20 protein-coding genes, 23 tRNA genes and 2 rRNA genes are annotated in these 26,425 nt (G+C 37.2%); 11 read left to right on the top strand and 34 right to left on the bottom strand.

Going from position 1 to position 26,425, the window contains the following annotated elements; genetic code table 11:
• Positions 1–121: 121 nt before the first annotated feature.
• On the bottom strand, positions 122–685 hold the full coding sequence (locus tag CCK98_RS32990; RefSeq protein ID WP_256942616.1) for a GNAT family N-acetyltransferase: 564 nt from the start codon (positions 683–685) through the stop codon (positions 122–124).
• A 767-nt stretch (positions 686–1,452) separates the two neighbouring features.
• Between CCK98_RS32990 and CCK98_RS32985 the strand changes: the two genes are divergently transcribed.
• The 4 genes from CCK98_RS32985 (at position 1,453) to CCK98_RS32970 (ending at position 5,435) form a co-directional block, all read left to right on the top strand.
• On the top strand, positions 1,453–2,823 hold the full coding sequence (locus CCK98_RS32985; protein ID WP_088090810.1) for an arsenic transporter: 1,371 nt from the start codon (positions 1,453–1,455) through the stop codon (positions 2,821–2,823).
• Positions 2,824–2,846: 23 nt separating this feature from the next.
• Entirely contained in the window at positions 2,847–3,521 is a 675-nt protein-coding gene (locus CCK98_RS32980; RefSeq protein ID WP_088090809.1) for a DUF2642 domain-containing protein, read from the top strand.
• 527 nt (positions 3,522–4,048) lie between these two features.
• Entirely contained in the window at positions 4,049–4,933 is an 885-nt protein-coding gene (locus CCK98_RS32975; protein ID WP_373408554.1) for a VanW family protein, read from the top strand.
• A gap of 187 nt (positions 4,934–5,120) precedes the next feature.
• A complete protein-coding gene (locus CCK98_RS32970; RefSeq protein WP_088090807.1) occupies positions 5,121–5,435 on the top strand; it encodes a hypothetical protein in 315 nt (104 codons plus the stop codon).
• Positions 5,436–5,749: 314 nt separating this feature from the next.
• Here the strand turns inward: CCK98_RS32970 and CCK98_RS32965 are convergent, their stop codons facing one another.
• The 3 genes from CCK98_RS32965 to CCK98_RS32955 form a co-directional block, all read right to left on the bottom strand.
• Complete coding sequence (locus tag CCK98_RS32965) at positions 5,750–6,949, bottom strand: GTP-binding protein (RefSeq protein ID WP_088090806.1); 1,200 nt, start codon at positions 6,947–6,949, stop codon at positions 5,750–5,752.
• 114 nt (positions 6,950–7,063) lie between these two features.
• Positions 7,064–7,213 (bottom strand): 50S ribosomal protein L33, encoded by a 150-nt coding sequence (gene rpmG / locus CCK98_RS32960; RefSeq protein WP_088090805.1) that lies wholly within the window; start codon positions 7,211–7,213, stop codon positions 7,064–7,066.
• A 255-nt stretch (positions 7,214–7,468) separates the two neighbouring features.
• Positions 7,469–8,416 carry a metal ABC transporter substrate-binding protein gene (locus CCK98_RS32955; protein ID WP_088090804.1) on the bottom strand — a complete coding sequence of 316 codons (948 nt, stop codon included), beginning with the start codon at positions 8,414–8,416 and terminating at the stop codon, positions 7,469–7,471.
• Between the two features lie 245 nt (positions 8,417–8,661).
• On the opposite strand from CCK98_RS32955, the gene CCK98_RS32950 reads away from it, so the two are divergent.
• The 6 genes from CCK98_RS32950 (at position 8,662) to CCK98_RS32925 (ending at position 14,572) form a co-directional block, all read left to right on the top strand.
• Complete coding sequence (locus tag CCK98_RS32950) at positions 8,662–9,642, top strand: permease (protein ID WP_088091081.1); 981 nt, start codon at positions 8,662–8,664, stop codon at positions 9,640–9,642.
• A gap of 72 nt (positions 9,643–9,714) precedes the next feature.
• Positions 9,715–10,584, top strand: coding sequence for a TIGR03943 family protein (locus CCK98_RS32945; RefSeq protein ID WP_373408553.1), 870 nt, complete (start codon positions 9,715–9,717; stop codon positions 10,582–10,584).
• 385 nt (positions 10,585–10,969) lie between these two features.
• Entirely contained in the window at positions 10,970–11,839 is an 870-nt protein-coding gene (locus CCK98_RS32940) for a permease (RefSeq protein WP_088090802.1), read from the top strand.
• Positions 11,840–11,849: 10 nt separating this feature from the next.
• Entirely contained in the window at positions 11,850–12,746 is an 897-nt protein-coding gene (locus CCK98_RS32935; RefSeq protein WP_256942619.1) for a TIGR03943 family protein, read from the top strand.
• Positions 12,747–12,885: 139 nt separating this feature from the next.
• A complete protein-coding gene (locus tag CCK98_RS32930; RefSeq protein WP_142292252.1) occupies positions 12,886–13,260 on the top strand; it encodes a hypothetical protein in 375 nt (124 codons plus the stop codon).
• 610 nt (positions 13,261–13,870) lie between these two features.
• Complete coding sequence (locus CCK98_RS32925) at positions 13,871–14,572, top strand: metal-binding protein ZinT (RefSeq protein WP_088090799.1); 702 nt, start codon at positions 13,871–13,873, stop codon at positions 14,570–14,572.
• Positions 14,573–15,378: 806 nt separating this feature from the next.
• On the opposite strand, the gene CCK98_RS32920 is transcribed toward CCK98_RS32925, so the two are convergent.
• The gene (locus tag CCK98_RS32920; protein ID WP_088090798.1) at positions 15,379–16,344 is read right to left on the bottom strand and encodes a helix-turn-helix domain-containing protein; all 966 of its coding nucleotides are present in this window, start codon (positions 16,342–16,344) and stop codon (positions 15,379–15,381) included.
• Between the two features lie 486 nt (positions 16,345–16,830).
• Here CCK98_RS32920 and CCK98_RS32915 point away from each other — a divergent pair, with 486 nt between their 5' ends.
• Positions 16,831–17,979, top strand: a complete 1,149-nt coding sequence (locus CCK98_RS32915) for a tyrosine-type recombinase/integrase (RefSeq protein WP_088090797.1) — start codon at positions 16,831–16,833, stop codon at positions 17,977–17,979.
• A gap of 556 nt (positions 17,980–18,535) precedes the next feature.
• Here the strand turns inward: CCK98_RS32915 and CCK98_RS32910 are convergent.
• The 29 genes from CCK98_RS32910 to CCK98_RS32775 form a co-directional block, all read right to left on the bottom strand.
• On the bottom strand, positions 18,536–19,105 hold the full coding sequence (locus CCK98_RS32910) for a hypothetical protein (RefSeq protein ID WP_179196062.1): 570 nt from the start codon (positions 19,103–19,105) through the stop codon (positions 18,536–18,538).
• An 80-nt stretch (positions 19,106–19,185) separates the two neighbouring features.
• Entirely contained in the window at positions 19,186–19,527 is a 342-nt protein-coding gene (locus CCK98_RS32905; protein WP_256942618.1) for a helix-turn-helix transcriptional regulator, read from the bottom strand.
• Between the two features lie 376 nt (positions 19,528–19,903).
• Complete coding sequence (locus CCK98_RS36685) at positions 19,904–19,996, bottom strand: putative holin-like toxin (RefSeq protein WP_256358119.1); 93 nt, start codon at positions 19,994–19,996, stop codon at positions 19,904–19,906.
• Positions 19,997–20,433: 437 nt separating this feature from the next.
• On the bottom strand, positions 20,434–20,688 hold the full coding sequence (locus tag CCK98_RS32900) for a hypothetical protein (RefSeq protein ID WP_088090795.1): 255 nt from the start codon (positions 20,686–20,688) through the stop codon (positions 20,434–20,436).
• Between the two features lie 135 nt (positions 20,689–20,823).
• Positions 20,824–20,889: transfer RNA gene (locus CCK98_RS32895), tRNA-Asn, on the bottom strand.
• Positions 20,890–20,918: 29 nt separating this feature from the next.
• A tRNA-Ile gene (locus tag CCK98_RS32890) sits at positions 20,919–20,995 on the bottom strand.
• A 2-nt stretch (positions 20,996–20,997) separates the two neighbouring features.
• Positions 20,998–21,071: transfer RNA gene (locus CCK98_RS32885), tRNA-Gly, on the bottom strand.
• Between the two features lie 11 nt (positions 21,072–21,082).
• Positions 21,083–21,156, bottom strand: a tRNA-Cys gene (locus tag CCK98_RS32880).
• Between the two features lie 6 nt (positions 21,157–21,162).
• Positions 21,163–21,237, bottom strand: a tRNA-Gln gene (locus CCK98_RS32875).
• A 16-nt stretch (positions 21,238–21,253) separates the two neighbouring features.
• Positions 21,254–21,329 (bottom strand) — tRNA-His (locus CCK98_RS32870).
• Positions 21,330–21,411: 82 nt separating this feature from the next.
• Positions 21,412–21,496 (bottom strand) — tRNA-Tyr (locus CCK98_RS32865).
• 36 nt (positions 21,497–21,532) lie between these two features.
• Positions 21,533–21,608 (bottom strand) — tRNA-Phe (locus tag CCK98_RS32860).
• A gap of 42 nt (positions 21,609–21,650) precedes the next feature.
• Positions 21,651–21,727 (bottom strand) — tRNA-Asp (locus CCK98_RS32855).
• A 3-nt stretch (positions 21,728–21,730) separates the two neighbouring features.
• Positions 21,731–21,804, bottom strand: a tRNA-Met gene (locus CCK98_RS32850).
• A 31-nt stretch (positions 21,805–21,835) separates the two neighbouring features.
• Positions 21,836–21,928, bottom strand: a tRNA-Ser gene (locus tag CCK98_RS32845).
• Positions 21,929–21,947: 19 nt separating this feature from the next.
• Positions 21,948–22,024: transfer RNA gene (locus tag CCK98_RS32840), tRNA-Ile, on the bottom strand.
• A 27-nt stretch (positions 22,025–22,051) separates the two neighbouring features.
• Positions 22,052–22,128, bottom strand: a tRNA-Met gene (locus tag CCK98_RS32835).
• An 18-nt stretch (positions 22,129–22,146) separates the two neighbouring features.
• Positions 22,147–22,222, bottom strand: a tRNA-Ala gene (locus CCK98_RS32830).
• Between the two features lie 19 nt (positions 22,223–22,241).
• A tRNA-Pro gene (locus CCK98_RS32825) sits at positions 22,242–22,318 on the bottom strand.
• Positions 22,319–22,324: 6 nt separating this feature from the next.
• Positions 22,325–22,398 (bottom strand) — tRNA-Arg (locus CCK98_RS32820).
• A gap of 40 nt (positions 22,399–22,438) precedes the next feature.
• Positions 22,439–22,524, bottom strand: a tRNA-Leu gene (locus CCK98_RS32815).
• 10 nt (positions 22,525–22,534) lie between these two features.
• Positions 22,535–22,606 (bottom strand) — tRNA-Gly (locus CCK98_RS32810).
• A 36-nt stretch (positions 22,607–22,642) separates the two neighbouring features.
• Positions 22,643–22,727 (bottom strand) — tRNA-Leu (locus tag CCK98_RS32805).
• 14 nt (positions 22,728–22,741) lie between these two features.
• Positions 22,742–22,817: transfer RNA gene (locus CCK98_RS32800), tRNA-Lys, on the bottom strand.
• 36 nt (positions 22,818–22,853) lie between these two features.
• Positions 22,854–22,929: transfer RNA gene (locus CCK98_RS32795), tRNA-Thr, on the bottom strand.
• A gap of 20 nt (positions 22,930–22,949) precedes the next feature.
• Positions 22,950–23,025: transfer RNA gene (locus CCK98_RS32790), tRNA-Val, on the bottom strand.
• A gap of 8 nt (positions 23,026–23,033) precedes the next feature.
• A tRNA-Glu gene (locus CCK98_RS32785) sits at positions 23,034–23,105 on the bottom strand.
• A gap of 38 nt (positions 23,106–23,143) precedes the next feature.
• Positions 23,144–23,260 (bottom strand): 5S ribosomal RNA (gene rrf, locus CCK98_RS32780).
• A gap of 75 nt (positions 23,261–23,335) precedes the next feature.
• A 23S ribosomal RNA gene (locus CCK98_RS32775) occupies positions 23,336–26,270 on the bottom strand.
• Positions 26,271–26,425 lie beyond the last annotated feature (155 nt).

Genomic DNA, 26,425 nt, shown 5'->3' with positions numbered 1-26,425 from the left:
TAAAACCCAATAATAGGGAAATGAAATAAAATCTTTCTTAAGCTAACCTACTTCGTTAACACAATAAGCAATAAGAGCTGCCGTATCGACAACTCCCAATTCAGCTATCGGACCCGTTAGCTTAATAAAGATAGCCTAAAAAATCTAGATCTCCTTCGCTCCAACCAGACTTACCAACTTCTTTAATCATTAATCCATCAATTACTTCATAACCTATATCCCTTGTAATTTGACTTATATGGTCAATTTTTAACCATTTACATTTGTTCGTAACTGACTTGTACCCATTTTTTAAATACAACGTTTTGTTGTCAGAAAATAACAATAAAAAATCAATATTTCTATTGCAACAAAACTGTTCAATTTCTAGAAGTAACATCGAACCTATCCCCTGTGAGCGAGTGTTTTGGGTGACACATAAATCAATTAGACCAAGCACTCTTATAGGATTTCCGTTAAGATTCATCACTCTGTAATCTATTCCTACCTGTCCTACAAGTTGATTTTTGTCGTTAAAAACTACAAATCTAAAATGAGGTAATTGTTTGAAATAAATTCTGTTTTTTGGAAAGTCTTCTTGAAAACATTCGCTTAACAATTCTTGTATATTTGAAGTTAAATCATTACCTATTTCATAATCAAATACCATATCTATCTTCACATTATCTTCTCCAATTATCTTCATTAGAGCAGCCCCTATAGTCTTAAACTAACGCACCCTTTAGTTGAACAAGGTTTATTCTCCATTTAATTTTTTTATCTCATTTTCTAAGTAATTAAGGCGTTTATTGATTTAATAAAATGTAGGCATATACGCTATAACAACAATAATGATTACTGATAAAACTATTAAAACATTAATTAAGCTAAAATTATTCATTGTCCTTCTCCTTAAAAATTTGTTTTAACAATATTATTCGATACGTATTGTTGATTTCCTTGTTCAACTAAACTGCACGTTAGCACAATAAAGAAAAAGAGCTGCCGCAGCAACTTCTTGTTAAACATAAGCCCCCGTTACTTTAAGTACAATTCTTCACAATCTGCATCGTTATTCCAACTAAGAAAATTCCATGCCTACTTAAAGCCATAAGCAGAAGGTTAAAAATAAGGTTAAACCATATCGGGCGACGCTTACTTAGTATCGCTTTTTATTTTTGCCATTAGAAACTACTTCAATTTAATAATAAGGGTTAATTCTTGTAATTAGGTATGTTCTTCTATCTTGACATGTGTAATTACTTGAATCATTGTTTTTTAGACTCTATTTGATTTTTTGGAAAAACGGGTACAAACCCAAAGCATGTCCTATTCTTGATACATATAAATACAGTACAAACTAACAAGAGGGATAGATGGAAGGGGGGGACAAGAGTGGACTAACTTATTGAGGTGGTTAGGTCGTCTCATGGATACATCATGAAAAACTAGCTAGATGAAAGGAGAAAAAATATGAGTCATTTAACCGTTTGGATAACCATCATCACTTTTTTGGTTACCCTCGGATTTATTCTTTGGAGACCTAGAAACATTAATGAAGCCATACCTGCTGCAATAGGTGCGGTCATTGTCGTACTTAGTGGAAGTGTTTCATTAACAGACCTGGGTATAATTACAAACACCATAAGTGGTGCCGCCATTACGATTATGGCAACGATTGTCATGGCGATTGTTTTAGAAAGTTTTGGATTCTTTAATTGGGTAGCAGAAAAACTGGCTGCCATGGCAAAGGGGTCAGGGGTACGTTTATTCTGGTACGTCAATCTTTTATGTTTTCTCATGACACTCTTTTTTAATAACGACGGGAGTATTTTAATTACAACTCCAATCCTAGTCATGTTATTAAACAACATGGGCTTAAAAAACCATCAAAAAATTCCGTATTTGCTGTCTGGAGCATTAATTGCGACTGCTTCGAGTGCTCCAATTGGTGTAAGTAACATTGTAAATTTGATCGCTCTAAAAATTGTGCATATGAGTTTGTATTTGCATACGGCGATGATGTTTGTTCCAGCAACTCTTGGTTTACTTTTGCTAGTTGTTCTCCTGTTCCTACGATTTAGAAAAATCTTGCCGAAAACCGTTCCTACTAATGTTTCGGGTCTGACAAGTTCCTCTTACCACCCACTTAAATCAAGTATAGGAATTCTTCAGCATGATACGGAAAAAGCTCGTTCAAGATTTATGAGAAATGTTCTTCTTTTCGTATTTGCTGTCCGTTGTAGCCTGTTTGTCGCTTCGTTTGTAAACATTCCCGTTTCTCTTATGGCTGTTATCGGCTCGCTTGTTCTTTTAGCATGGAGATGGGCTTATTTAAAAATATCCCCTGCCGATATGGTGAAAAAAACGCCGTGGTATATTATCGTTTTCGCCTTTTGTATGTATACCATCATTTACGGTCTCAATAACATTGGTTTAACGGACTGGTTGATTGGATTCATGAAACCAATCGTTTCTGGAAGCCTGCTGCATGCGAGTGTCATGATGGGTGTACTTCTATCTGTTCTCTCCAATCTTTTTAATAATCACCCAGCACTCATGGTTGGAACACTCACGTTAACGCATATGAATCTAAGTTTACTCGAATTGAAAATTGCCTATTTAGCAAACGTAATTGGCAGCGACATGGGATCGTTATTACTTCCAATGGGAACGCTTGCTACGCTGATGTGGATGCATATCGTAAGGAAAGGGAAGGTAATGATCAGTTGGTGGCAATATATAAAAATCACAGTTGTCGTTATTCCCCCTGCGACATTGTTTACCTTAGTTGTCTTGTATTATTGGGTTTCTTGGCTCTTTAGTGGAGCACTTCAACGATAATTTGAGAAAAAAGGAGAATTGAGATGCTTATTGATTTTGTAGATTCAATAGGAATATTTATTGAGGTTGAAATTTCAGGAGGCGTTATTCACAAGGGAATCCTAATAGATGCTGGGTTGGACATCATTGTTTTATACGATGGCAGGACCGATTCATACCTCTACATTCCATTTGTTCATGTTCAAAGATTGAAAGAAACCAGTTTAGAAGAAGAATATACCACTTATAACCCTCCTTCAGAAAAACCAATTGAATTGGATGTCATATCGTTTCGAAAATCATTAACTATTGCTAAAGGTTTGTTTGTCAAGATTTATGTCACAGGGAATAAATCCATTCATGGTTATATAACCAGTATTATGAACGACTATTTTGTTTTTCACTCCCCTGTGTACAAAACAATGTTTATTTCGATGAATCATGTTAAATGGATAATTCCGTATCCCCCTAATACTATACCGTATTCCTTAAACAAGGAGAATCTACCCCTGGTGCCTATATCGACTCCTTTAGCTAGATCTTTTGATGAACAGTTGAAAAGATTAGAAAATCAACTAGTTATTATAGATGGTGGAGAAGATACTGAAAAAATAGGCTTACTCCAAAAGGTTCGTAATAACAAGTTGATTCTTATAACAGCTGAAGGGGAAACGGTTTGTCGGAATTTAGAGCATATCAAAACAATACAATTACCGTAAATACCTTATGTACTAGAAACTTAATAAACTTATTTTAACCAAAATAAATATGTAGGTGAGGTCACTTGAGCAAACAAAAAAACAAAAAGAATAATCCACCCTGTTTTGGCCGACGAGGTTAGATTACTCATTCACTGCTTGAGTTGTTTTTTAGACCGTGTCCATCGGCCACGGTCTTCTTTTTGGTTTACCACATATTGTTAGTATATGTTGTTTGGTTTAATTTTGTTTATGTAGAAAAAATATTGTAGTTCTATCCTCCTGTATTATCTCCCTTAAATTAATTAAGTCCCTCTTAATTCGCACACCCATAAATTAATATTTGAAAATCACTCGTATTTAAATATTTATGCATTTCTTCTTCAACTAAATACCCCGTTACTTTAAGTGAAATTTTTCACAATCATTGTTGTAAAGGTTTTATTTCCAGAAATGACCGTAATAAAAGAATAGCCGCAATTACATGAAATGGATATTTTAACTCATAATTAAATTAGGGAGGTTTTAAGCATATGAATTTCAGTTGGATGCTTGGACTAATAATTTTATCTCAACAAGTGATTATGCCAGGAAGTTTAGTAATCACTAACAACAGTGATCCTATCTCCGTTGCCAACCGTACTACCTTTTCGATGTACTTGCCTATATTACCCATTTTGGATACAAAAAAGTTTAAAAAATTCATGGACGATATTGACCAGCATGTAACTAAAAATCCTAAAAATGCAATTATAGATAAAAACGGAAATATTATACCAGAACAAATCGGTTACCGTTTAAACCGCCAAGTTTTCACAGAAAATATTTTTTCTTATTATTTTAATAATGGCTCATCCACATTAGAAGTCCCCTTAATAGCTATTTATCCAAGGGTCGACAGTGAATTACTTGGAAATATTAGAGGTGAAAAAATAGGGAAATATGTAACATTCTTCAATTCCAATAAAAAAGAAAGAAACAATAATATTTATCTTGCTGCAAAAGCCATTAATAATTATGTTCTTTTTCCAGGTGAAATATTTTCCTTTAATAAAGTGGTTGGAGAAAGAACAGCAGGAAAAGGATATATGCCAGCTACGGTAATCGTTAATGGGGAATTTTCAGAGGACTTTGGTGGTGGAATTTGTCAAGTATCATCTACCCTTTTTAATGCAGTTGATAATGCTGGTTTAAAAGTTGTTCAGCGTAATTCACACAGTAGAGAGGTTCCATACGTTCCACCAAAGCGGGATGCCACCGTTAGTTGGAATGGACCTGATTTAATCTTTAAAAATGATTACAATCAACCTATACTCATACTTGCAAAATCGATAGAAAACAAATTAATAATCGAAATTTATTCTTCTGATGTAATTACATATACGCCTAAGAAAGTTCCATATCTTCCCTATGAAAAACATCCCCCCAAGTAAATATTTACTTTGGGGCTTTCTCTTTTTTCACCAACCTGACCGTTTGCACAATAAGAAAAAAGGATTGACAAATTGGACCCATATTTTCATTAACTCGAAATAAAATGTAAATAATATGTCACAGTAATACCGTTGTAGTTAGGTATTTTAAAGTATAAACTATACATACTTTCTGAGGAGTGATTAAGTGAACACAATATTGGTGAATAAACTAAAATTCAAGAAAAATTTATCGATGATTGAGCAATATGCAATCAAAGATTTCCTCTTCCAATGGGTTGGTAGACCAACAGAAGGATTAGATGATTTTCTACCACTTGATTACACAGATGATGTCTTTGCTAAGTTGGAGGCAAAACAGGAAACAGCTTTCCTTATTAATGGGGATGAACATTTCAGATATGCGACAATAACAGAAGATAATCAATTTGTAATAGGTGTTTTAGATTCGAATAAGGAGTTAAAGCATAGAATCATTTCTCTGGATGAGGTTATTAGGTAAGCACTTTCTGGTGCTTACCTCTTAAATTTCCCTCTCTACTTTTGTATACTTCCCGACAGAGATTTCACTTAAATCTTCAGTATAGTATGAAAGTTTCTTCAAACCTCCTGATTACATTAACTTCATAACACACCATCTAAAATAATAGCTGGATCTTCAACTCTTGCACCCGTTACTTTAAGTACATTTCTTCACAAACTTACTTTTTCTTACATAAAAAAGGACAAAGTGCTTCAGCATTACCTCTGCGGAAATAGTAAAAATATTATTACTGGATACACTTAATTGTAAGGTATTTGTTGGAAATTTATATCTTATACTGCTGTCGTAATGGTCCATTCAAAAGGATCATTCATTTCATTCCAATTTTGTGTCATCTCCTCATCGGTCAACAAACATCTGTCTAAAGAGGCTTTTACAAGGGTTTTATCCATGTCGATTCCAATTAGGACAAGTTCATTTTTCCGATCTCCATACTTTTCATCCCAATCATCTCTTAATTCAGGATTTTCTTCAAAATACTGAGCTTGCTGTTCAGAAGGTAAAGAATCTATCCAGTAAGAAACAGGCTCTAATTGTATCGATGGACCAGCTTGCGAGAATAATAAAGCTAAGTCATTTCTAGTTGCACACCATACAATTCCCTTTGCCCTCACTATCACTTCAGGCATTTCCTCTACCCAACGATTAAATCTTTCAGAATGAAATGGAACCAAACTTCTATAAACAAAGGAGCTTATCCCATACTCTTCCGTTTCAGGGTTATGCTCAGGTGCCTCTAATTCTTTTAACCATCCTGCCGATTGGCTTGCAGTTTCAAAATTAAATAAACCTGTATTCAATACCTCTTTAAGTGGAAGTTTTCCGTTTACGGTACGATGGAAATTTGCTTCAGGCTGGAGCTTTCTTAAAAATACCTCCAGTTGTCTTAATTGCTCCTCTTCTAGTAAATCACATTTATTTTGGACTAAAACATCACAAAACTCAATTTGGTCTATTAATAAGTCCGCAACAGATCGATCGTCATCTTCACCTAATGCCTGATTTCTTTCTAATAGCAGGTCACCAGAGGCAAAATCGTGCCAAAACCTATTTGCATCAACCACCGTGACCATGGTATCTAGCCGACAATACTTGGTCAGGTCAATCCCCAATTCTTCATCAATATAAGAAAATGTTTGAGCAACTGGTACTGGTTCGCTAATACCTGTTGATTCAATCACAATGTAATCAATGTTTCCTTTTTGGACGAGCCGTTTCACTTCCTTTAAAAGATCTTCTCTTAAAGTACAACAAATACATCCATTGGTTAGTTCTACCAGTTTTTCTTCCGTCCTATTAAGCCCGCCTCCTTGTTTAACCAATTCGGCATCTACGTTAATTTCGCTCATGTCATTGACGATAACCGCAACTCTTAATCCCTCACGGTTTTGAAGAATATAATTTAATAATGTTGTTTTACCTGCACCTAAATAGCCACTTAAAACGGTTACTGGAATTTTAATATCTTTCATTTTATCATTCCTTCCATTTCGCTTAAATCAAAATCATTACGATTTAAACATTATACTTATCCATGAATCATCGGAACATTCTTTATGTCCATAGACTGACAAATAACTTTGTATCTACTTCGTTTCTCTATGTATTGTATAGCGTTTCAATCTAGGAGAATACTTTCTCAATTCCAGTCTTTCAGGATTATTTCTTTTGTTCTTAGTAGTGATGTAATTTCTGTCACCTGATTCTGTACATTGAAGAGTTATTTTTACTCTCATAGAACTTCCTCCTTTTAATAAATCGAAATCATTACGATTTGTATTTTACATGAGTTCTTTTTATCATGTCAAGCTCAATATAAAATTCTTGTTATTTGAATCATTTATTTTTAGAAAATTCCTTTTAATGATATCCAACTAAACGCTACCCTTTTAGCTCAAAAAGAAAAGCAGAAAAAGGCAGCGTAAACCATTAGATAAATTAATAAAATCATAAACTTTTATAAAATTATTAATTAACTCCAAATTAGATAACTAATCTAAAATCGATAATTTTAATGACTCCAGATTATTTTTCATAACATCTAAATAGTCTAAGCCCTTTTCTTGCTCTTTCTTCGTTAATCCCTCTAATGGATTTAATACTTCCGTTTTAGCACCTATTTCTTTTGCTAACGTTTCCGCCACTTTTGAAGATGTCATCTCCTCAAAATAAATAACTTCGGTATTTTTCTTCTTTGTTAGCTCTGTTAATTCAGTTAATTTTCCTAATGTTGGTTCGACATCGGGTGATAATCCTGCGATAGGAATTTGAGTCAATCCATATTGTTTTGCCAAGTATCCAAATGCAGCATGTTGTGTAACAAATTCTTTCTTCTTGGCTTTATCGATAGTCTCTTTATATAAGTGGTCCAAATCAGCTAGCTCCGCATTTAAAGCCTCTGCATTTTTTTGAAACTGGTCTTTATTTTTGGGATCTGCCTGTTCTAAAGCCTTAGCAATAGTGTTTACTTCTAGCTGAGCTAGAACTGGAGAAAGCCAGACATGAGGATCTACAGACGATGTATGTTCCGAATGACCATGTTCCTCATCATCTTCTGATTCGAGTGCATCCATCAATTTAATCCCACTAGCAGCCTCAACAACCTTTAAATTGGAATCATTAATACTTTTCAATACTTTTTCAGTCCAAAGCTCAAAGTATTGGCTATTGTAAATAAAAACATCGGCGTTTTGAATTTTTATCAAATCCTTTGCTGTCGGTTCCCAATCATGTGGTTCTGCACCATTTGGTATTAATAGTTCCACGTTTGCTGAACTGCCAGCCACCTCTTTTGTAAAGTAGTACATCGGATAAAAAGTAGTGACAATTTGCAGTTTTTTAGATTCTTCACTTGTTTTTTCACTTTTCGTTGACGCTGTGTTAGAGCAACCACTTACCATTAATAGAAAAATAATTAATAGGACTAAGAGTCTTTTCATGTTCATTTACCTCCAAAGTTATCTTTAATTAGGAATTATTACGATTTAAATCGAATAATTATTTTGTATTATTTAAGATTATTAGTAATATACAAATCGTAATTATTACGAATTAAATCTTATAACGATTTTTTATTCATGTCAATCATCAAATTTTAATGAAATAAACGAATCATAATCGCATATCCATATGATAGGAATGATAGATTTGAGGAGGTAGAATTGCTGTGACCATTATATATAAGATGTTTAAAGATAGTCTTGTTTTTCTATTATTTTGTTTATTCCTTTTTCTATTTCTCTTTGCGGAGGAGCTAAAAAACATCACTATTTTTACTAGAATCCCAAGTACGTTTTTTAATGTAAATACCATTTTTCTTAGTATTATTTTAGAAGCTATTCCATTTATTTTACTGGGTGTATTTGTATCAGCTATTATCCAATCATTTGTTTCCGAAAATGTAGTCCGAAGGGTTTTGCCCCGTAATGCCTATTTAGCCCTTATACCTGCTGCCTTACTTGGGATTATCTTTCCTATATGTGAGTGTGCCATCGTTCCTGTCGTACGCAGGTTAATAAAAAAAGGCATGCCTTCACATGTAGGTGTTGTATTTATGCTTAGTGCTCCAATCTTAAACCCTGTCGTTTATGCGTCTACTTATTTTGCATTTAAAAGCACACCTTATGTAGCCAATGCAAGGATGTTTGTAGGATTTATAAGTTCCATTATTATTGGATTAATCATTTACAGACGCTTTAAAGGTGAAAATATTCTTAAAATGCAGAAGGAAAACCATCACCACCACAACCACCAAAGAGGAAATAAACTATTAGAAACACTTTATCATGCAAGTGATGAATTATTTGATACAGGGAAGTATTTATTCATAGGTGCATTTCTTGCCAGTTTATTTCAAGCCTTCTTAGACCGAAATGTTCTCTTATCAATAGGGACAAGCACAACCTTTGCACCAATGGCTATGATGGGACTAGGTTACGTCCTTTCTCTATGCTCTTCAGCAGATGCCTTTGTAGCCTCTTCTTTTCGTTCCACTTTTACAGAAGGTTCCATCCTTGCATTTCTAGTCTTCGGTCCTATGATTGATATAAAAAACACCTTAATGTTATTTGGTTTTTTTAAGAAAAAATTCGTCCTATATCTACTAATGGTAACTCCTCTTGTCGTCTATTTTTCCGTTTATATTTTTCAACTAATTTTTTTATAAAAGGGGTGTCCAATGCTGAGACCTAATAAAGTCCAAGATTTTTCTTTTCATCATCTTATCAGGGGAATCATTTTGATTGGATTTATGCTACTGTTACTCAAATTACTTCTAACGAATAATATATCTCTTTTAATCGCACCAAAAATGATTCGATTTATTTACTTTACACTCTTTATATGCCTTATTCTTGGAGTTCTTCTGATTATGAGAGGAACTTCAGGGCAAAATCATTCTTATCATTGTGATTGTGACGGGGATCATAACTATCCTTCCTCTTTCGGGAAAAGTGTCTTTCTTTATTTATTGTTTATTATTCCTATAACCACAGGATTTCTTTTCTCGAACAATGTTCTAGGCAGCTCTGTTGCAATGAATAGAACAATTAAATTAGGAGCTAGTTCTCAACCGTCTAAACAAAATATAACTTTAAATAACAGTCCAAAATTACCATCATCATCTAATACCAATAAAACTAATACTTCAACTAACACACAAAATGTACTTGATAATCAACCTGAGCCTTTAACTCAAAAAGATTATGATGCGTTGAAGAATAAAATATTAAAGGCTAATATCATTAATATAGACGATAACCAGTATGTAAACATAATGAACATTATTCAAGATAATTTAAATGTGATGATTGGAAAAACCGTAACCACAAAAGGATTTGTGTATCGGGAAAAAGAATTTATGCAAAACCAGATTATTGTTGCTCGATTTGGAATCACATGTTGTGTTGCCGATGCCTCAGTTTATGGAATGATGGCAAAAGGAGAGGTAGCTGCCTTGTCGAAGGATAAATGGGTTCAAGTAACAGGGAAAATTGAGCAAACCCAATTCAATGGGGAGACAATTCCCGTTATAAAAATTGATCAACTTTCAAAAATTGTTGCTCCACAGCAGCCCTATGTATTTGATGCAGGCATTAAAATTGAATAGCCCTTTATTTATTAATGAAAAAAATGATTACTCCATCAAATTAACAACAAGATTAAAGGCATTTATTTTTATCTATTCATAAAATATTCACATTTAAGTAGTAGAATCATTTTTGGGTAAACGAACCATTACCTAATACAGAGAGATCCAGCCGTAATTGTGCTGGATTTTCTATTTCTAATTATTATTGGTTTCAAATAAAACAATTAGAAAATTCTTTTGAACTGTTAACATTTTCATCACAAAGATTGTTTAATATATTTTAATGGGAAACATATCTACCCCATATGGAAAATCAAAACATATCAAATTAGTGATATTTTTGATATGACAGAATTTATTTTTTTAAAGAAACCAATTGTGTTCTACCACAGGAGGAAATTGCATGGACCGAATATTACAATTAAACACCATTTTTATAAGTATCGTCATCGAGGCATTCCCTTTTATTGTAGTGGGGGCATTTATTTCTGCATTGATTGAAGTTTTTATCTCTGAAAATACATTACTTAAAATTCTGCCAAAAAATAGATTTTTATCTGTTATTGCTGCTAGTTTAATGGGAGTATTATTTCCAGGGTGTGAATGTGGCATTGTTCCCATCGTTACGAGGCTCATAAAAAAGGGGCTCGCCCCACATGCAGCCATTTCCTTTATGCTTTCTGGACCAATTATCAATCCGATTGTTTTATTTGCTACATTTATTGCTTTCGGAGATAGCTGGAAGATGGTAGGGTACCGAGCAGGGTTAGCGATAGGTGTTTCTATTTTAGTTGGTCTTGTATTATCTTTTGTCATAAAGGAGAATCCATTAAAGGAAAATAGTGAATTACACACTCATGACCATTCTCACCAAAATACTAAACAAAAATTAATGAGTGTTTTTAACCACACCGTTGACGAATTTTTTAGTATGGGAAAATACGTAGTGCTGGGTGCACTAATTGCATCTACTATGCAAGTTTATGTACCTACTCGGATATTAACAACACTGGGCGGTACGCACGTAACTGCTATATTGGTTATGATGGCTTTAGCTTTTATCTTATCTGTTTGTTCGGAAGCAGATGCTTTTGTAGCAGCATCTTTTCGTAATTTTTTTCCCCAAGCTTCAGTTGTATCTTTCTTAGTGTTTGGCAATATGGTAGATATTAAAAATTTACTTATGATGTTTGGGTCTTTTAAAGCAAAATTTGCTCTTCTTTTAGTTTCATTAATTTCTTCATTTGTATTCATTGGTTCACTTCTTTTGTAAAGGATGTGGGATGATGTTTAAAGTCCTTATTTTAATACTTACTACAAACTTGTTTCTTATGCTGCATGCCACAGGAAACATTTCAAAATATATAAACATGAAGTATAGCTTCTTATCTGCAAGTATGATCGTGATTTTATTCATACTTACAGTTGTCGAAGGAATTAAATTATGGTCATCTGGAGACGAGAAAGAGAAACATCATGATTGTGAATGTAGCCACGATCATCATGAGCATGAACACCATCATGAACATGGTCACGAAAAAAAGAAACAATCTGCTGGAAAAAAGATAAAAAAATTCTTGGCTTACACGCTTGTGTTAATTCCTGCTATTTCTGGAGTAGTTTTGCCAGTGGCAACTCTTGATTCACAGCTTGTGGATGCAAAGGGGTTTTCATTTCCAACATTAGAAGACGGAACTAATCGGGAAGGGATGCACCAAGTTCTAAATCCTGATATGAGTAAATTCATGAATCAAACTGATTTTGAGGATTTAGTAAGGAAAGAGTCTAAGTCTTATATTCCAAAAAATAATATTACTTTAACGGATAAAGACTATTTAGTCGGGTTAGAAGTAATGTATAATTTTTCAGGGGCTTTTGCAGGGAAAACTCTTACCATGAAAGGATTTACTTACAATGGTCCAGGAGAACAACCTAACCAGCTGTTTTTACTTCGATTTGGGCTCATTCATTGTGTCGCTGACTCTGGTGCCTTTGGAATGATGATTCAATTCCCGAAAAACGTACACATACCGAATGACCAATGGTATCAAGTAACAGGAACAATGGATACAGTTTATTATCCACAAATGAAAACCAAAATTCCTGTTTTAAAAGTAACAAGCTACAAAACCATTCCAAAGCCTAATGACCCTTATGTTTATAGAAACACTTTGAATTAATGAATGGACCCTATTTGGGGTCTTTTTTTTGTCGATTTATGTATGGAAATATAGAAAAACAAAAGTACTTGGAAAAGGTTCCATCTCTTAGTCTAGATTATGTTTTTTCTCCCTCTTCAATCCATCTTTGGCAGATAAGGTGGGCATTACCCGCACACTTGTGGGAGGAATGGGTATCCAAGCGATTTCCCTAGCTCTATTGTCAATATTCTCTGGATCGGTCATCGTCACCATTGTGTTACTTATGTTATGGATGATAGCTGCATGGACGTTTGTATCGCCTCAGAACTTTAACTTAGTATCTCTTGTACCTAATGCCTCTGGTATTTTCCTAAGCCTGAACAATTCATTTGTGCAATTAGGTACTTCTGCGGGTGCTGGCATGGGGGGGGGTGCTGTCGGAGGCATGTCAGTCATGGTAATCACTTGGTTCGGTGCAGCATCAGCAGTGTTTGCAGCTTTTGTAGCAGCAGTTTCATACGGTCGTGTACATGCAGTCTCAAACGCACGGTAGGTATTAGGTTTAGAGACAAACTATGAATTTAAGAATTAAATAGCAAAAAGCTGATTCTCCTAATTTGGAAATCAGCTTTTTTATAACTTTGTGAAGAAATATACTTAAACTAAACTGCCCCGATAGTGGAACAAGAAAAAGCTGCCACAATGACAGCTCCGATTTACAACACTTGCACTCTATAGTTTAAGTAGAAACCTTCACAATCTCTTATACACTTTAACATAATCCAATCCCTAAATAGATTGTTCTAGAATTTAACTCATTACAAAGACGTCTTCTTATTTAAGAAAAGCGCCCGATTGTTGAAGATAAAAGGCTGTTTAAGATGGATCGCACTTATTGAACTAGCACCCGTTTAGTAAAAAAAGCGTTCTACCTATTGAAGAATACTCCCGTTGTTTAAGTACATTTTTTTACAATCTTTTGTTTAAAATTTATTTAATTATATACATTCGTTCTTTTATTAAATTACAAAAATAACACAAATCATAATCATTACGTTTTATATTGACAGAAGATTTAAAACATAGTATATTCATAAAGGTTATAAATAGGAATTGTTACGATTTGCATCGATTATTAAAAAGGAAAAGGAGATATTTTATTTATGAAAAAGGAACTTATCAAATCAATATTTGTGTTTTTCTTATTAGGTATAATCCTTATAGGCTGTCAAGAAAAAGTAGACACACCTGTCGGAAATGCTCCCTCTGATTCTGAATCTACTGAAAGTACCAATCATAACCATAGTCACGATGATGAAAAGCAGAAAGAAATATATTCAGGGATATTTGAAGATGACGAAGTTGAAGATAGAGAATTATCAGATTGGGAAGGAGATTGGCAATCAGTCTATCCATACTTATTAGATGGAACTTTAGATGAGGTCTTACAGAAAAAAGTAGAAACAAACAAAGATAAAATCTTTGAAGAGTACAAAGAATATTATAAAGTTGGGTATGAAACAGACATTGAACGAATCGTTATAAAAGATGATACGATGACATTTTATAAAAATGGAGAAGGAAAAACAGGAGAATATAAGTATGATGGATACAAAATTTTGACTTATGAATCCGGAAATAGAGGCGTTCGTTATTTATTTGATTTAGTTGGAGAAGTAGATGGTGTACCAAAACATGTTCAATTCAGTGATCATAGTATTTATCCAACAAAATCAGAACATTACCATATTTATTTTGGAGATGAAGATCATGACACTCTTTTAAATGAATTAGACAATTGGCCGACTTATTATTTTTCTAATCTAAGTGGAGAAGAAATTGCAGAAGAAATGAATGCACATTAATTTTATAAAACTTAAAAGACGACCAGCCATTATTTTTCCCTTTTAGTTCGAGAGTATAATATATAGCTTTAGAAAAAAGCAATATTAACAGTTTCTCTCGAATACTTATTAAACAGCAAATGAAGAAACGCCATTTTAATCAAACTTTTTTAAAATGGCGTTTTTTATTATAAAATTTGATCAATTTTTATCTCGATCTCAACTTAAAAAGTATTTTTTCTAATTCACCCTTGAAATTCTTCCTCCATTAAATGGCCCGATTGCTGAACAAAGATCAAACTGGACTCTTCCACCAAACTGCTTACTTTAGTTTAAGTACAATCCTTCACAAACTCCAAACCAATGTAACATAAATATCCAATTTTGTTTGAGATTCTTCTTCCATTCGGTCTCTAAATCTGAATAATAAAAAAGTGGTTCCACCAAGAAATCTCTAGAGCAGCTCAAAAATCATGATCATTAAAACAGTAAACAAATACTGTTCAAATGCTTGCACTGAATTAATGAGCCAGCACTCATTCCAATAAACGCCATTAATGACAAACCTTCCAGACTCTCCTTATGTTTTCCACAATAGTGAAAACATAAATACAAGAACAAAACAAGAGAATAACTTATATAATCCCTTGTTTTTTCTTATCCACGAACTATTTTTAAAACAATGCTAACATTTTATAAAGTACTCCCCACTCGTACTAGGTACATTCCTTTTGATCCTGTTTTAACATGAGTGGTGTATCACTAAACTATTTTACAGTTGCTTTGGTTACAGCCATTTGAATCACTTTACAATATAAGTTTAATTTTTATTCCTCTTCATCGATGGATTGCTGAAGTGCCCTTTCTACCCATTGACTCATCGTTATTTTCTCATTTTCAGCAAATTGCTTTACTTTATCTAAAATTTTTATTGGTAATTCCAAATTCGTTTTTCGATAAGCACTTCTGACAATCACTAAACCTTCAGCTATTTCAATAGTTCCTTCTTGTACATGAAGAAGTAGCTGTTCAATGGGAAAAGGTAGTTCAGTAAACGGCACTTCTCCAGCTTTCAATGATATATGAACCCATAGATCATGCTCACGGATTCCTAAGTTTTCAATACCCCACAATTCATAAATGAAGTCAATAAAAGGGTACAATATATCTTCCCCTTTTAGAATCTTAATGTGAACGTAACCTTTATTGTCAAATGGCTCTTTATGGATGCCATAACAAGGGTTCAATGAATATCTTTCAGTGCCCTCTTCATAATTAACCCACTTTTGATAGTTTGGAAGATAAAATCCCCAATCCAGTTCCTTATTCCTTATAACTCGAGCTATTAGGTTATCTGAAGATTGGAATAGTTGAAAGAGTGCAATATCATTGCTGGATTCATAATATTCAATTTTCCGAACACGTTCTGATTCCGAAAATTGCAGCAATTCTTTTGCTTCCTCAAATGCCTCTTCTGATATGACATATGTGGTTCTTTCATCACCAAAAGGTACCTCTAAGGCTTTAATAGTGTCATCTTTTATATATTTGTAGACACTTTGAACGGATAATCCTAACTGCTTTGCAACTTCTGACGGACGCATTCCGGTAGGAATCTGTTTCCGCACTATGGCTAAACGGTCCACATCCTCTTTATAATAACGAGCTTCTCTATGCAGTCGGTAAGGATCCATAATTTTTTTTATTTTTCCTTGTTTGCCATAGTGATAGACCGTTGGTTTAGAAACACCTAATCGGTCAGCTACTTCTTTCTGTGTATACCATTCATTCATCTACTATTCCTCCTTAGAGCTGCCAAATCAAAGCTAATCATTTTTTAGTATTCGTTCAGTTAATTTTCGAATTGTTCATTAACAGGTACAATTTCTTTTATAAGTTGTATGTCTTTATCATTCGATATCATTTCTTTATTATCCTTTTTTACAATAATATAAAAAAGATAATGTTGTTTATCATTAAAAGATAATTAGACATTACTTATAATATTATATCTTTAATAATATATTAATGGATATTTTAATAAATTAAAAATAATGTATCAATTATTAAATATAAATAATTATATAGATTAAAATAAAAGTGGAAAATATAAATAACTATTATTATATAAACAAAGGGAATATTTTTTTATGTTGATAAAAATCTATATTAAAATTAAAATTTGTTATAATCTAACTAACTTAAATCATTGACTAGAACACATATATTAATTAATAATGGTATTATTTTTGAAATTAAGAAAAAGGAGGTGTATAGATATGCAAACCCCAATGGAAAGTAAAAAAGACCTTCAAATAGATGAATGGAAAAAGAAGATTAAGGATAGTTCATCCATTCCTCTTTTGCAGGAGCAATTGGATCTTGCGGAAAAAAATCAAGAGAAGCAATTTTCTGATTTTTCTGACGTGGAAATGATACAGTGGTTTTTATATCGTCAGGAGCATTTGAATCGGCAGCATGATAAATCTCCACGAACAATCAAAGAATACGGGCGGGAGATCACACAATTTGTTGAACAACTAGTCCAGTTTTCCCGAGAGATTGATGTTGATATTGAGAATATAATAGAAAGTTCTTTATTCAAGTCTATTTCCCCTCGCCATATAAGGCGATACCAGGAATGGTTGGCAAACAGAAGTCCATATGTGCAGAAGAAAGGCTTGTACTCCCAAGCAACATTGGCAAGAAAGACAACGATCATTAAAAACTTTCTGCAGTTCTTATACGAAGTGGAATATATTAGTGAACCACTAAATAAAGGATTTTTTACTGCAACGGTAAGAAAAGATGACCGGCCTAATCGTGACTTAGGACCACAGGAAGTGAAACAACTGCTCGTTTACTTCCATAAAATAAATCATCCTGTTGCCTTTTCGATGATTCATATTCTGACCACAACCGGATTAAGAAATGAAGAATTTTGTAAGTTAAAAGTGAGAGATCTCCAATATGATTCAATCAGCGGTGGATATTATCTAGACGTATTAGGAAAAGGTAACAAAAAGAGACAGGTCCCTTTAAGAGAAAAAAGTGTGAACAGCATTCGAATGTTTCGGAATGCAAGAGGGCTTGAAGACATAACGGTTGCAGATAAGGAAAGCCCATTAGTCACAACTAATACAGGAAAATCCTATTCCCCTTCCTATTTATCGCAGTATTTAACCAAAACTATTACGGAAACCAAACTTCCTTTTCTGATGAATCGTTCCTCAGCGGTAGGACCACATACATTTCGTCATGCTTTTGCGATTATTTCACATTTAAGTAAGGTGGACATTTATCAAATTATGCGTTCTCTTGGCCATGAGAAAATCGAAACGACAATGATCTACTTGGAGAAGGTATTTGAAAAAGAGCGCCATGCGATTCATGCCTGGAAGCCAGAAGTATTTGGAGAGTATATATAATAGAAGAAACTAAGCAAATACAATGTAATAAACGGCGGATAGTTCACTTTTATTAAGGGTTCTTAAAAAGCTCCCCGCCAAGGTACAACCGTTCCAAAATGAATGATTTTTTGCCTTTTGAACCGTAAGACGAACTAGTGGGCATCAATCGACGGTCAAGGGAACAGCACAAAAAGTTTTCGATGAGAGATAGCCCATTTATCATCGAAAACTTTTTTGCCCCTTGAATGGCGATTGATCCGAAGGACAAGAACAAAAAATAAGAAAAAAGATATTCTATTTAATCTATCCTTAAATTTAAGATACGATTGTAGCTGAAATCTGTGCCTTCCTATTTTCTGGTAGATAATTACTTTCAATTTTCAGCTGTTAAGCGAAAATTAAAGAAAAATAAAACAGTCCTTGGGAAGCAGATAGCTCAGGGACTGTTTTATCATTAAAATTTTTAAACTATAATCCAAGTAATAGATTTTGAATTTAAAAAAGAGACAATCGCCCGAACGATTGTCTCTTTACTATTTTTCAAGGATGAATCTTAATGATTTATCCTTATTAATTATTTGTTAACAAGTACCTTTACACTTTTCTCGATCATGGAAACGATGTTTTTATGATTGTTTTTTGCAATTTCAACATAATCACTTGTAACTTTTAGCAAGTCGTTACGACGCTCTCTTACATAGTGTACATAATTCTCACTATTTTCCACAAGGTTATTATCAAATCGATCCATTAGATCGAAGGATAATTTAATTGGAGTTAACGCTAGATTCTCTACACGATCAGATACATCTCGAAATTGGTCTGTAAGCTCTGGAAAATCAATCTGGAAGGCATCATTTTTTTTATAAAGGGCACTTACACTATCAACGATTTCACTGTTGGTCTTTTTAGATTCTTGATAAAGATTTAAAAAAGAATTTCTAAAGTCTTTATTGACCTTAATCGTTTCTTTTACAGTCTTTAGATAAGCTTCTTCTCCACTTTCTTGTAGTTCCTTTGCCCAATCTAACGATAGCCCGAATTGATTCCATAAGGTGTCTACAAATGGCATGACTTGATAACCTTCTTCCTTAACTACAGCAGCTTTCTTTGCTTGCTCACTTATTTTTGTCGTTGTACTCATTTTCATTCCTCCTCTTGTCATTGGTGCCTTTCTCTATTGGATCCTTCCTTTTAAATGAAGGGATAAAGAGCTCTAGTAAATTAGAATACGTTGTGAAGAATTGATCTAACATTGATTGGTAGGTTTCTAGTTGATTTGCATATCCCTTTAAGTATGTAACGCCTACCTCTGTGATTTTGTAACATCGCTTTGCCGAACCATTTCCCGTAGTATCCCATTTCAGATGAAACAAGGTTTTCCTTTTCAAGCTGACCAAGGAGCCGATATAAGCTTCCTTGATCAATCGTATGAAACCCAAATGTTTCAAGCTTTTGAAATAGCTCGTATCCATGAAGTGACATTCTACTAAGAATTAATAATATAAAAGGCAGAACAAAACTCTTTGATAGTTGAATGATTTGATTGGCGCTATCTTTTGCCATTGGATTATTCTTCTATATGTGTAATTTACATCTATAGCGACATTATGTCAATCATTTAAATTATTTGAAATATTAAAAATATTATTTATGTTATTCCGTTGGCACAAGATACGGCTACTACTGATTCAACTGAGCAAGATTCGGAAACACCTTTAAAATGGGTCTAACCTAGGAAGGTAAAATTTCCATATCGGTTAGACCCTCCCGATCCATTTAGTGCCGACGCGACACGTACGGAATGATGGGAAGCGTCTTTTGCTTCCTTTTCAGACCGTAGTGATGCCGCCAATATTTGAACTAGATCATCTTCTTTCTAAAAATAACCTCTCCTACCGATGTATACGAGACAAAAAAACAACACGCATTTTCAGCGTGTTCAAGAATTCTTATCTTTATCATGAAAATTCAAAACAGCGATTACAAACATGCCAAAACTAAGCATCAAGGACAGAACTTCGAATGTAGCCATTTATTAATCGCCTCCTTACCCCTATCCTTCCCCGATCCAAGTTTGTCCCATACCAGGGTATAGAAAAATAAAAAAAGATGCCTACACCTTTATCATTTATTTTTTGTGAAACCTTGCCATTTGAATTTACCTTGATCTCCTATCATGACACTTGTCTCCTTTGTTCTTTCTTATGTAAAAGGAATATTAGTTCGTTTTTTTCGAGTGGGGAGCCATGGTTGTTTCATTGCTCCATGAAAAGAGTGATGAAACTTTTACACCGGTAGCTTTTAGAGCTGATGCCTTTCCTCCACTTTTTTTACACTGTTTGCATTATTTAGCTAAATTTAACAAAAGATAATAAAAAAGGAGTTAGATGTAGAATGAGAAGAACAAAACCTGAGATAAATTTTCCTGAGACATTTTTACAGATAGCCTTAGGAGCAGTATTGAGCATATTACAAGGTGTATTCATTTATAAGAGCATCAAGAATGAAATAGAAAAGGGAAAAAGAACTGAGGCTAAATAAGCCTCTTTTTATTTTGGTTTTAGCTCTTCTTGGACTACTTTTATCTGACCATAATGCGGTTGTTACTGCTAATCGTTCTTGCAAAGCAGATACAGCAACCGAACTACTAACTTTATGTTTATGCTGGTGTTCAACCTCTTCTAGTTCAATATCGAATATTCCTAACTTAGTGTTTCTTCCCATAACAAAAAACCTCCAAGAATGAATTAATCAAAGCAGTAACGAAATAGGGATAGTATTCCCTTGCACGATTACCGTTCGATAACATTTCATTGCTTGAAGGTTTGATTTTAAAGGTTGACACCAAGTATGTATTAGTGGAGACGGTGGGAGTCGAACCCACGACCGATCGGTTAACAGCCGATTGCTCTACCAATGAGCTACTGTGGAACAAAAAATATACTATTTTATTATGGTGGGCCTAAATGGACTCGAACCATCGACCTCACGCTTATCAGGCGTGCGCTCTAACCAGCTGAGCTATAGGCCCATTGGAGCGGGTGATGAGAATCGAACTCACAACATCAGCTTGGAAGGCTGAGGTTTTACCACTAAACTACACCCGCATTTCTAAAATTGGAGGCAACACCCGGATTTGAACCGGGGATAAAGGTTTTGCAGACCTCTGCCTTACCACTTGGCTATGCTGCCTAATTATGGCTGGGCTAGCTGGATTTGAACCAACGCATGTCGCAGTCAAAGTGCGATGCCTTACCGCTTGGCTATAGCCCAATAATTTAAAAATAAATGGGGCGACTGATGGGAATCGAACCCACGAATGCCTGAACCACAATCAGGTGCGTTAACCACTTCGCCACAACCGCCATAATCAACAATTTATAATAGAAATCAATATCAAAATTTCTTAGACTTTTTTTATATCATTAATACTAATATCTCTAATAATGGTGGAGGGGGACGGATTCGAACCGCCGAACCCTGAGGGAGCGGATTTACAGTCCGCCGCGTTTAGCCACTTCGCTACCCCTCCATATTGTCAAATAGACTAAGGTATTATTAGGTCTAATGGTGGCTCAGGACGGAATCGAACCGCCGACACAAGGATTTTCAGTCCTTTGCTCTACCGACTGAGCTACTGAGCCACACAATTTATATCAACAGTAGTTAACCTACCGGAATAAAAATGGCGGTCCGGACGGGACTCGAACCCGCGACCTCCTGCGTGACAGGCAGGCATTCTAACCAACTGAACTACCGGACCATATTGCGGGGGCAGGATTTGAACCTACGACCTTCGGGTTATGAGCCCGACGAGCTACCAGACTGCTCCACCCCGCGACAATAGAAATTATTATTTTATTGAAAAATATGGAGGAGGAAGAGGGATTCGAACCCCCGCGCGGTATGACCCGCCTGTCGGTTTTCAAGACCGATCCCTTCAGCCAAACTTGGGTATTCCTCCTTATTAAATATAAAGCTAATGGTGGACCTTGTAGGACTCGAACCTACGACCGGACGGTTATGAGCCGTCTGCTCTAACCAGCTGAGCTAAAGGTCCAAGTTAAAATTTATTTAAAGAAACATTTGGTAGCGGCGGAGGGGATCGAACCCCCGACCTTACGGGTATGAACCGTACGCTCTAGCCAGCTGAGCTACACCGCCAAATATACAATTAAATTATGGTGGAGCCTAGCGGGATCGAACCGCTGACCTCCTGCGTGCAAAGCAGGCGCTCTCCCAGCTGAGCTAAGGCCCCTTAAGATTTAAGTGAAGAATGGTCGGGAAGACAGGATTCGAACCTGCGACCCCTTGGTCCCAAACCAAGTGCTCTACCAAGCTGAGCTACTTCCCGTTAAAGTGCGCCCTGAGAGATTCGAACTCCCGACCTTTTGATTCGAAGTCAAACACTCTATCCAGCTGAGCTAAGGGCGCATATATTGTGAGTTATTTTGCTTTCACAAAAAACTTTAAGTGCCGAGGACCGGAATCGAACCGGTACGGTAGTCACCTACCGCAGGATTTTAAGTCCTGTGCGTCTGCCAGTTCCGCCACCCCGGCAAAAATAGAGAGCGGAAGACGGGATTCGAACCCGCGACCCCCACCTTGGCAAGGTGGTGTTCTACCACTGAACTACTTCCGCATATATGGTAAGTTATTTTGCTATCGCAAAAAACTTTGGTGCGGGTGAAGGGAGTCGAACCCCCACGCCTTGCGGCGCCAGATCCTAAGTCTGGTGCGTCTGCCAATTCCGCCACACCCGCATATTAATTTTAAATGGTGAGCCATGAAGGACTCGAACCTTCGACCCTCTGATTAAAAGTCAGATGCTCTACCAACTGAGCTAATGGCTCATCCTAAGATGATTCTCTAATCCTTTGTAAGAAGCATGGTGCCGGCGAGAGGACTTGAACCCCCAACCTACTGATTACAAGTCAGTTGCTCTACCAATTGAGCTACCCCGGCATTAGTTTGGAAAAATAATATGGTGGAGGATGACGGGATCGAACCGCCGACCCTCTGCTTGTAAGGCAGATGCTCTCCCAGCTGAGCTAATCCTCCAAATATAGTGACCCCTACGGGACTCGAACCCGTGTTACCTCCGTGAAAGGGAGGTGTCTTAACCGCTTGACCAAGGGGCCGTAATAAATTTTGACAAAAAAATAACCCCAAAGGGGTAGCCTGGCAATGTCCTACTCTCACAGGGACGCGTGTCCCAACTACCATCGGCGCTGAGAAGCTTAACTTCCGTGTTCGGTATGGGAACGGGTGTGACCTTCTCGCCATAATTGCCAGACTATTTGGTTGAGGTATCATTCCCTCAAAACTAGATAATGCAAAAGAAGTTGTAAAAACGAGTATGCCTTAAAAATTGGTTAAGTCCTCGAACGATTAGTATCAGTCAGCTCCACATGTTACCACGCTTCCACCTCTGACCTATCAACCTGATCATCTTTCAGGGTTCTTACTAGCTTGCGCTATGGGAAATCTCATCTTGAGGGGGGCTTCATGCTTAGATGCTTTCAGCACTTATCCCGTCCGCACATAGCTACCCAGCGATGCCCTTGGCAGAACAACTGGTACACCAGCGGTGCGTCCATCCCGGTCCTCTCGTACTAAGGACAGCTCCTCTCAAATTTCCTGCGCCCACGACGGATAGGGACCGAACTGTCTCACGACGTTCTGAACCCAGCTCGCGTACCGCTTTAATGGGCGAACAGCCCAACCCTTGGGACCGACTACAGCCCCAGGATGCGATGAGCCGACATCGAGGTGCCAAACCTCCCCGTCGATGTGGACTCTTGGGGGAGATAAGCCTGTTATCCCCGGGGTAGCTTTTATCCGTTGAGCGATGGCCCTTCCATGCGGAACCACCGGATCACTAAGCCCGACTTTCGTCCCTGCTCGACTTGTAGGTCTCGCAGTCAAGCTCCCTTGTGCCTTTACACTCTGCGAATGATTTCCAACCATTCTGAGGGAACCTTTGGGCGCCTCCGTTACTCTTTAGGAGGCGACCGCCCCAGTCAAACTGCCCACCTGACACTGTCTCCCACCCCGATCAGGGGTGCGGGTTAGAATTTCAATACAGCCAGGGTAGTATCCCACCGACGCCTCCACCGAAGCTAGCGCTCCGGCTTCTCAGGCTCCTACCTATCCTGTACAAGCTGTACCAAAATTCAATATCAGGCTACAGTAAAGCTCCACGGGGTCTTTCCGTCCTGTCGCGGGTAACCTGCATCTTCACAGGTACTATAATTTCACCGAGTCTCTCGTTGAGACAGTGCCCAGATCGTTACGCCTTTCGTGCGGGTCGGAACTTACCCGACAAGGAATTTCGCTACCTTAGGACCGTTATAGTTACGGCCGCCGTTTACTGGGGCTTCGATTCAGAGCTTCGCTTGCGCTAACCCCTCCTCTTAACCTTCCAGCACCGGGCAGGCGTCAGCCCCTATACTTCGCCTTGCGGCTTCGCAGAGACCTGTGTTTTTGCTAAACAGTCGCCTGGGCCTATTCACTGCGGCTCTTCGAGGCTATTCACCTCAAAAAGCACCCCTTCTCCCGAAGTTACGGGGTCATTTTGCCGAGTTCCTTAACGAGAGTTCTCTCGCTCACCTTAGGATTCTCTCCTCGCCTACCTGTGTCGGTTTGCGGTACGGGCACCTTTTATCTCGCTAGAGGCTTTTCTTGGCAGTGTGGAATCAGGAACTTCGGTACTAAATTTCCCTCGCTATCACAGCTCAGCCTTCGCGAGAAGCGGATTTGCCTACTTCTCAGCCTAACTGCTTAGACGCGCATATCCAACAGCGCGCTTACCCTATCCTCCTGCGTCCCCCCATTGCTCAAACGATAAAGAGGTGGTACAGGAATATCAACCTGTTGTCCATCGCCTACGCCTTTCGGCCTCGGCTTAGGTCCCGACTAACCCTGAGCGGACGAGCCTTCCTCAGGAAACCTTAGGCATTCGGTGGATGAGATTCTCACTCATCTTTCGCTACTCATACCGGCATTCTCACTTCTAAGCGCTCCACCAGTCCTTACGGTCTAGCTTCAACGCCCTTAGAACGCTCTCCTACCACTGACATCTAAGATGTCAATCCACAGCTTCGGTGATACGTTTAGCCCCGGTACATTTTCGGCGCAGAGTCATTCGACCAGTGAGCTATTACGCACTCTTTAAATGGTGGCTGCTTCTAAGCCAACATCCTGGTTGTCTAAACAACTCCACATCCTTTTCCACTTAACGTATACTTTGGGACCTTAGCTGGTGGTCTGGGCTGTTTCCCTTTTGACTACGGATCTTATCACTCGCAGTCTGACTCCCACGGATAAGTCTTTGGCATTCGGAGTTTGTCTGAATTCGGTAACCCGATGAGGGCCCCTAGTCCAAACAGTGCTCTACCTCCAAGACTCTTACTACGTGAGGCTAGCCCTAAAGCTATTTCGGAGAGAACCAGCTATCTCCAAGTTCGATTGGAATTTCTCCGCTACCCACACCTCATCCCCGCACTTTTCAACGTGCGTGGGTTCGGGCCTCCATCCAGTGTTACCTGGACTTCACCCTGGACATGGGTAGATCACCTGGTTTCGGGTCTACGACCACATACTCATACGCCCTATTCAGACTCGCTTTCGCTGCGGCTCCGTCTCTTCAACTTAACCTTGCATGGGATCGTAACTCGCCGGTTCATTCTACAAAAGGCACGCTATCACCCATTAACGGGCTCTAACTACTTGTAGGCACACGGTTTCAGGAACTATTTCACTCCCCTTCCGGGGTGCTTTTCACCTTTCCCTCACGGTACTGGTTCACTATCGGTCACTAGGGAGTATTTAGCCTTGGGAGATGGTCCTCCCTGCTTCCGACCGGATTTCTCGTGTCCGGCCGTACTCAGGATCCACTCAGGAGGGAACGAAGTTTCGACTACAGGGTTTTTACCTTCTATGACGGACCTTTCCAGGTCGCTTCATCTACCCCGTTCCTTTGTAACTCCATGTTGAGTGTCCTACAACCCCAAGAGGCAAGCCTCTTGGTTTGGGCTATGTCCCGTTTCGCTCGCCGCTACTCAGGGAATCGCGTTTGCTTTCTCTTCCTCCGGGTACTTAGATGTTTCAGTTCCCCGGGTATGCCTTCAATACCCTATGTATTCAGGTAAAGATACTGTTCCATTACGAACAGTGGGTTCCCCCATTCGGAAATCTCCGGATCAAAGCTTACTTACAGCTCCCCGAAGCATATCGGTGTTAGTCCCGTCCTTCATCGGCTCCTAGTGCCAAGGCATTCACCGTGCGCCCTTTCTAACTTAACCTAAAAGGTTATTCTCTTAACTTAATAAGAGAGAAAACTAAAATGGCATTTTCTCGGTTCTTACATTGACTTCTTCATTACGATTATCTAGTTTTCAAAGAACGATTAAAAAAAGCTTTGAGAGAATTGTACTCTCAAAACTAAACAAACAAAGAT

The organism is Bacillus sp. OV166 (genome assembly GCF_900177675.1).
In the GTDB taxonomy this organism is placed as follows: Bacteria; Bacillota; Bacilli; order Bacillales; family Cytobacillaceae; genus Neobacillus.
The sequence above is the reverse complement of the archived record's forward strand: the minus strand, read 5'-3'. Positions and strand labels throughout refer to the sequence as shown.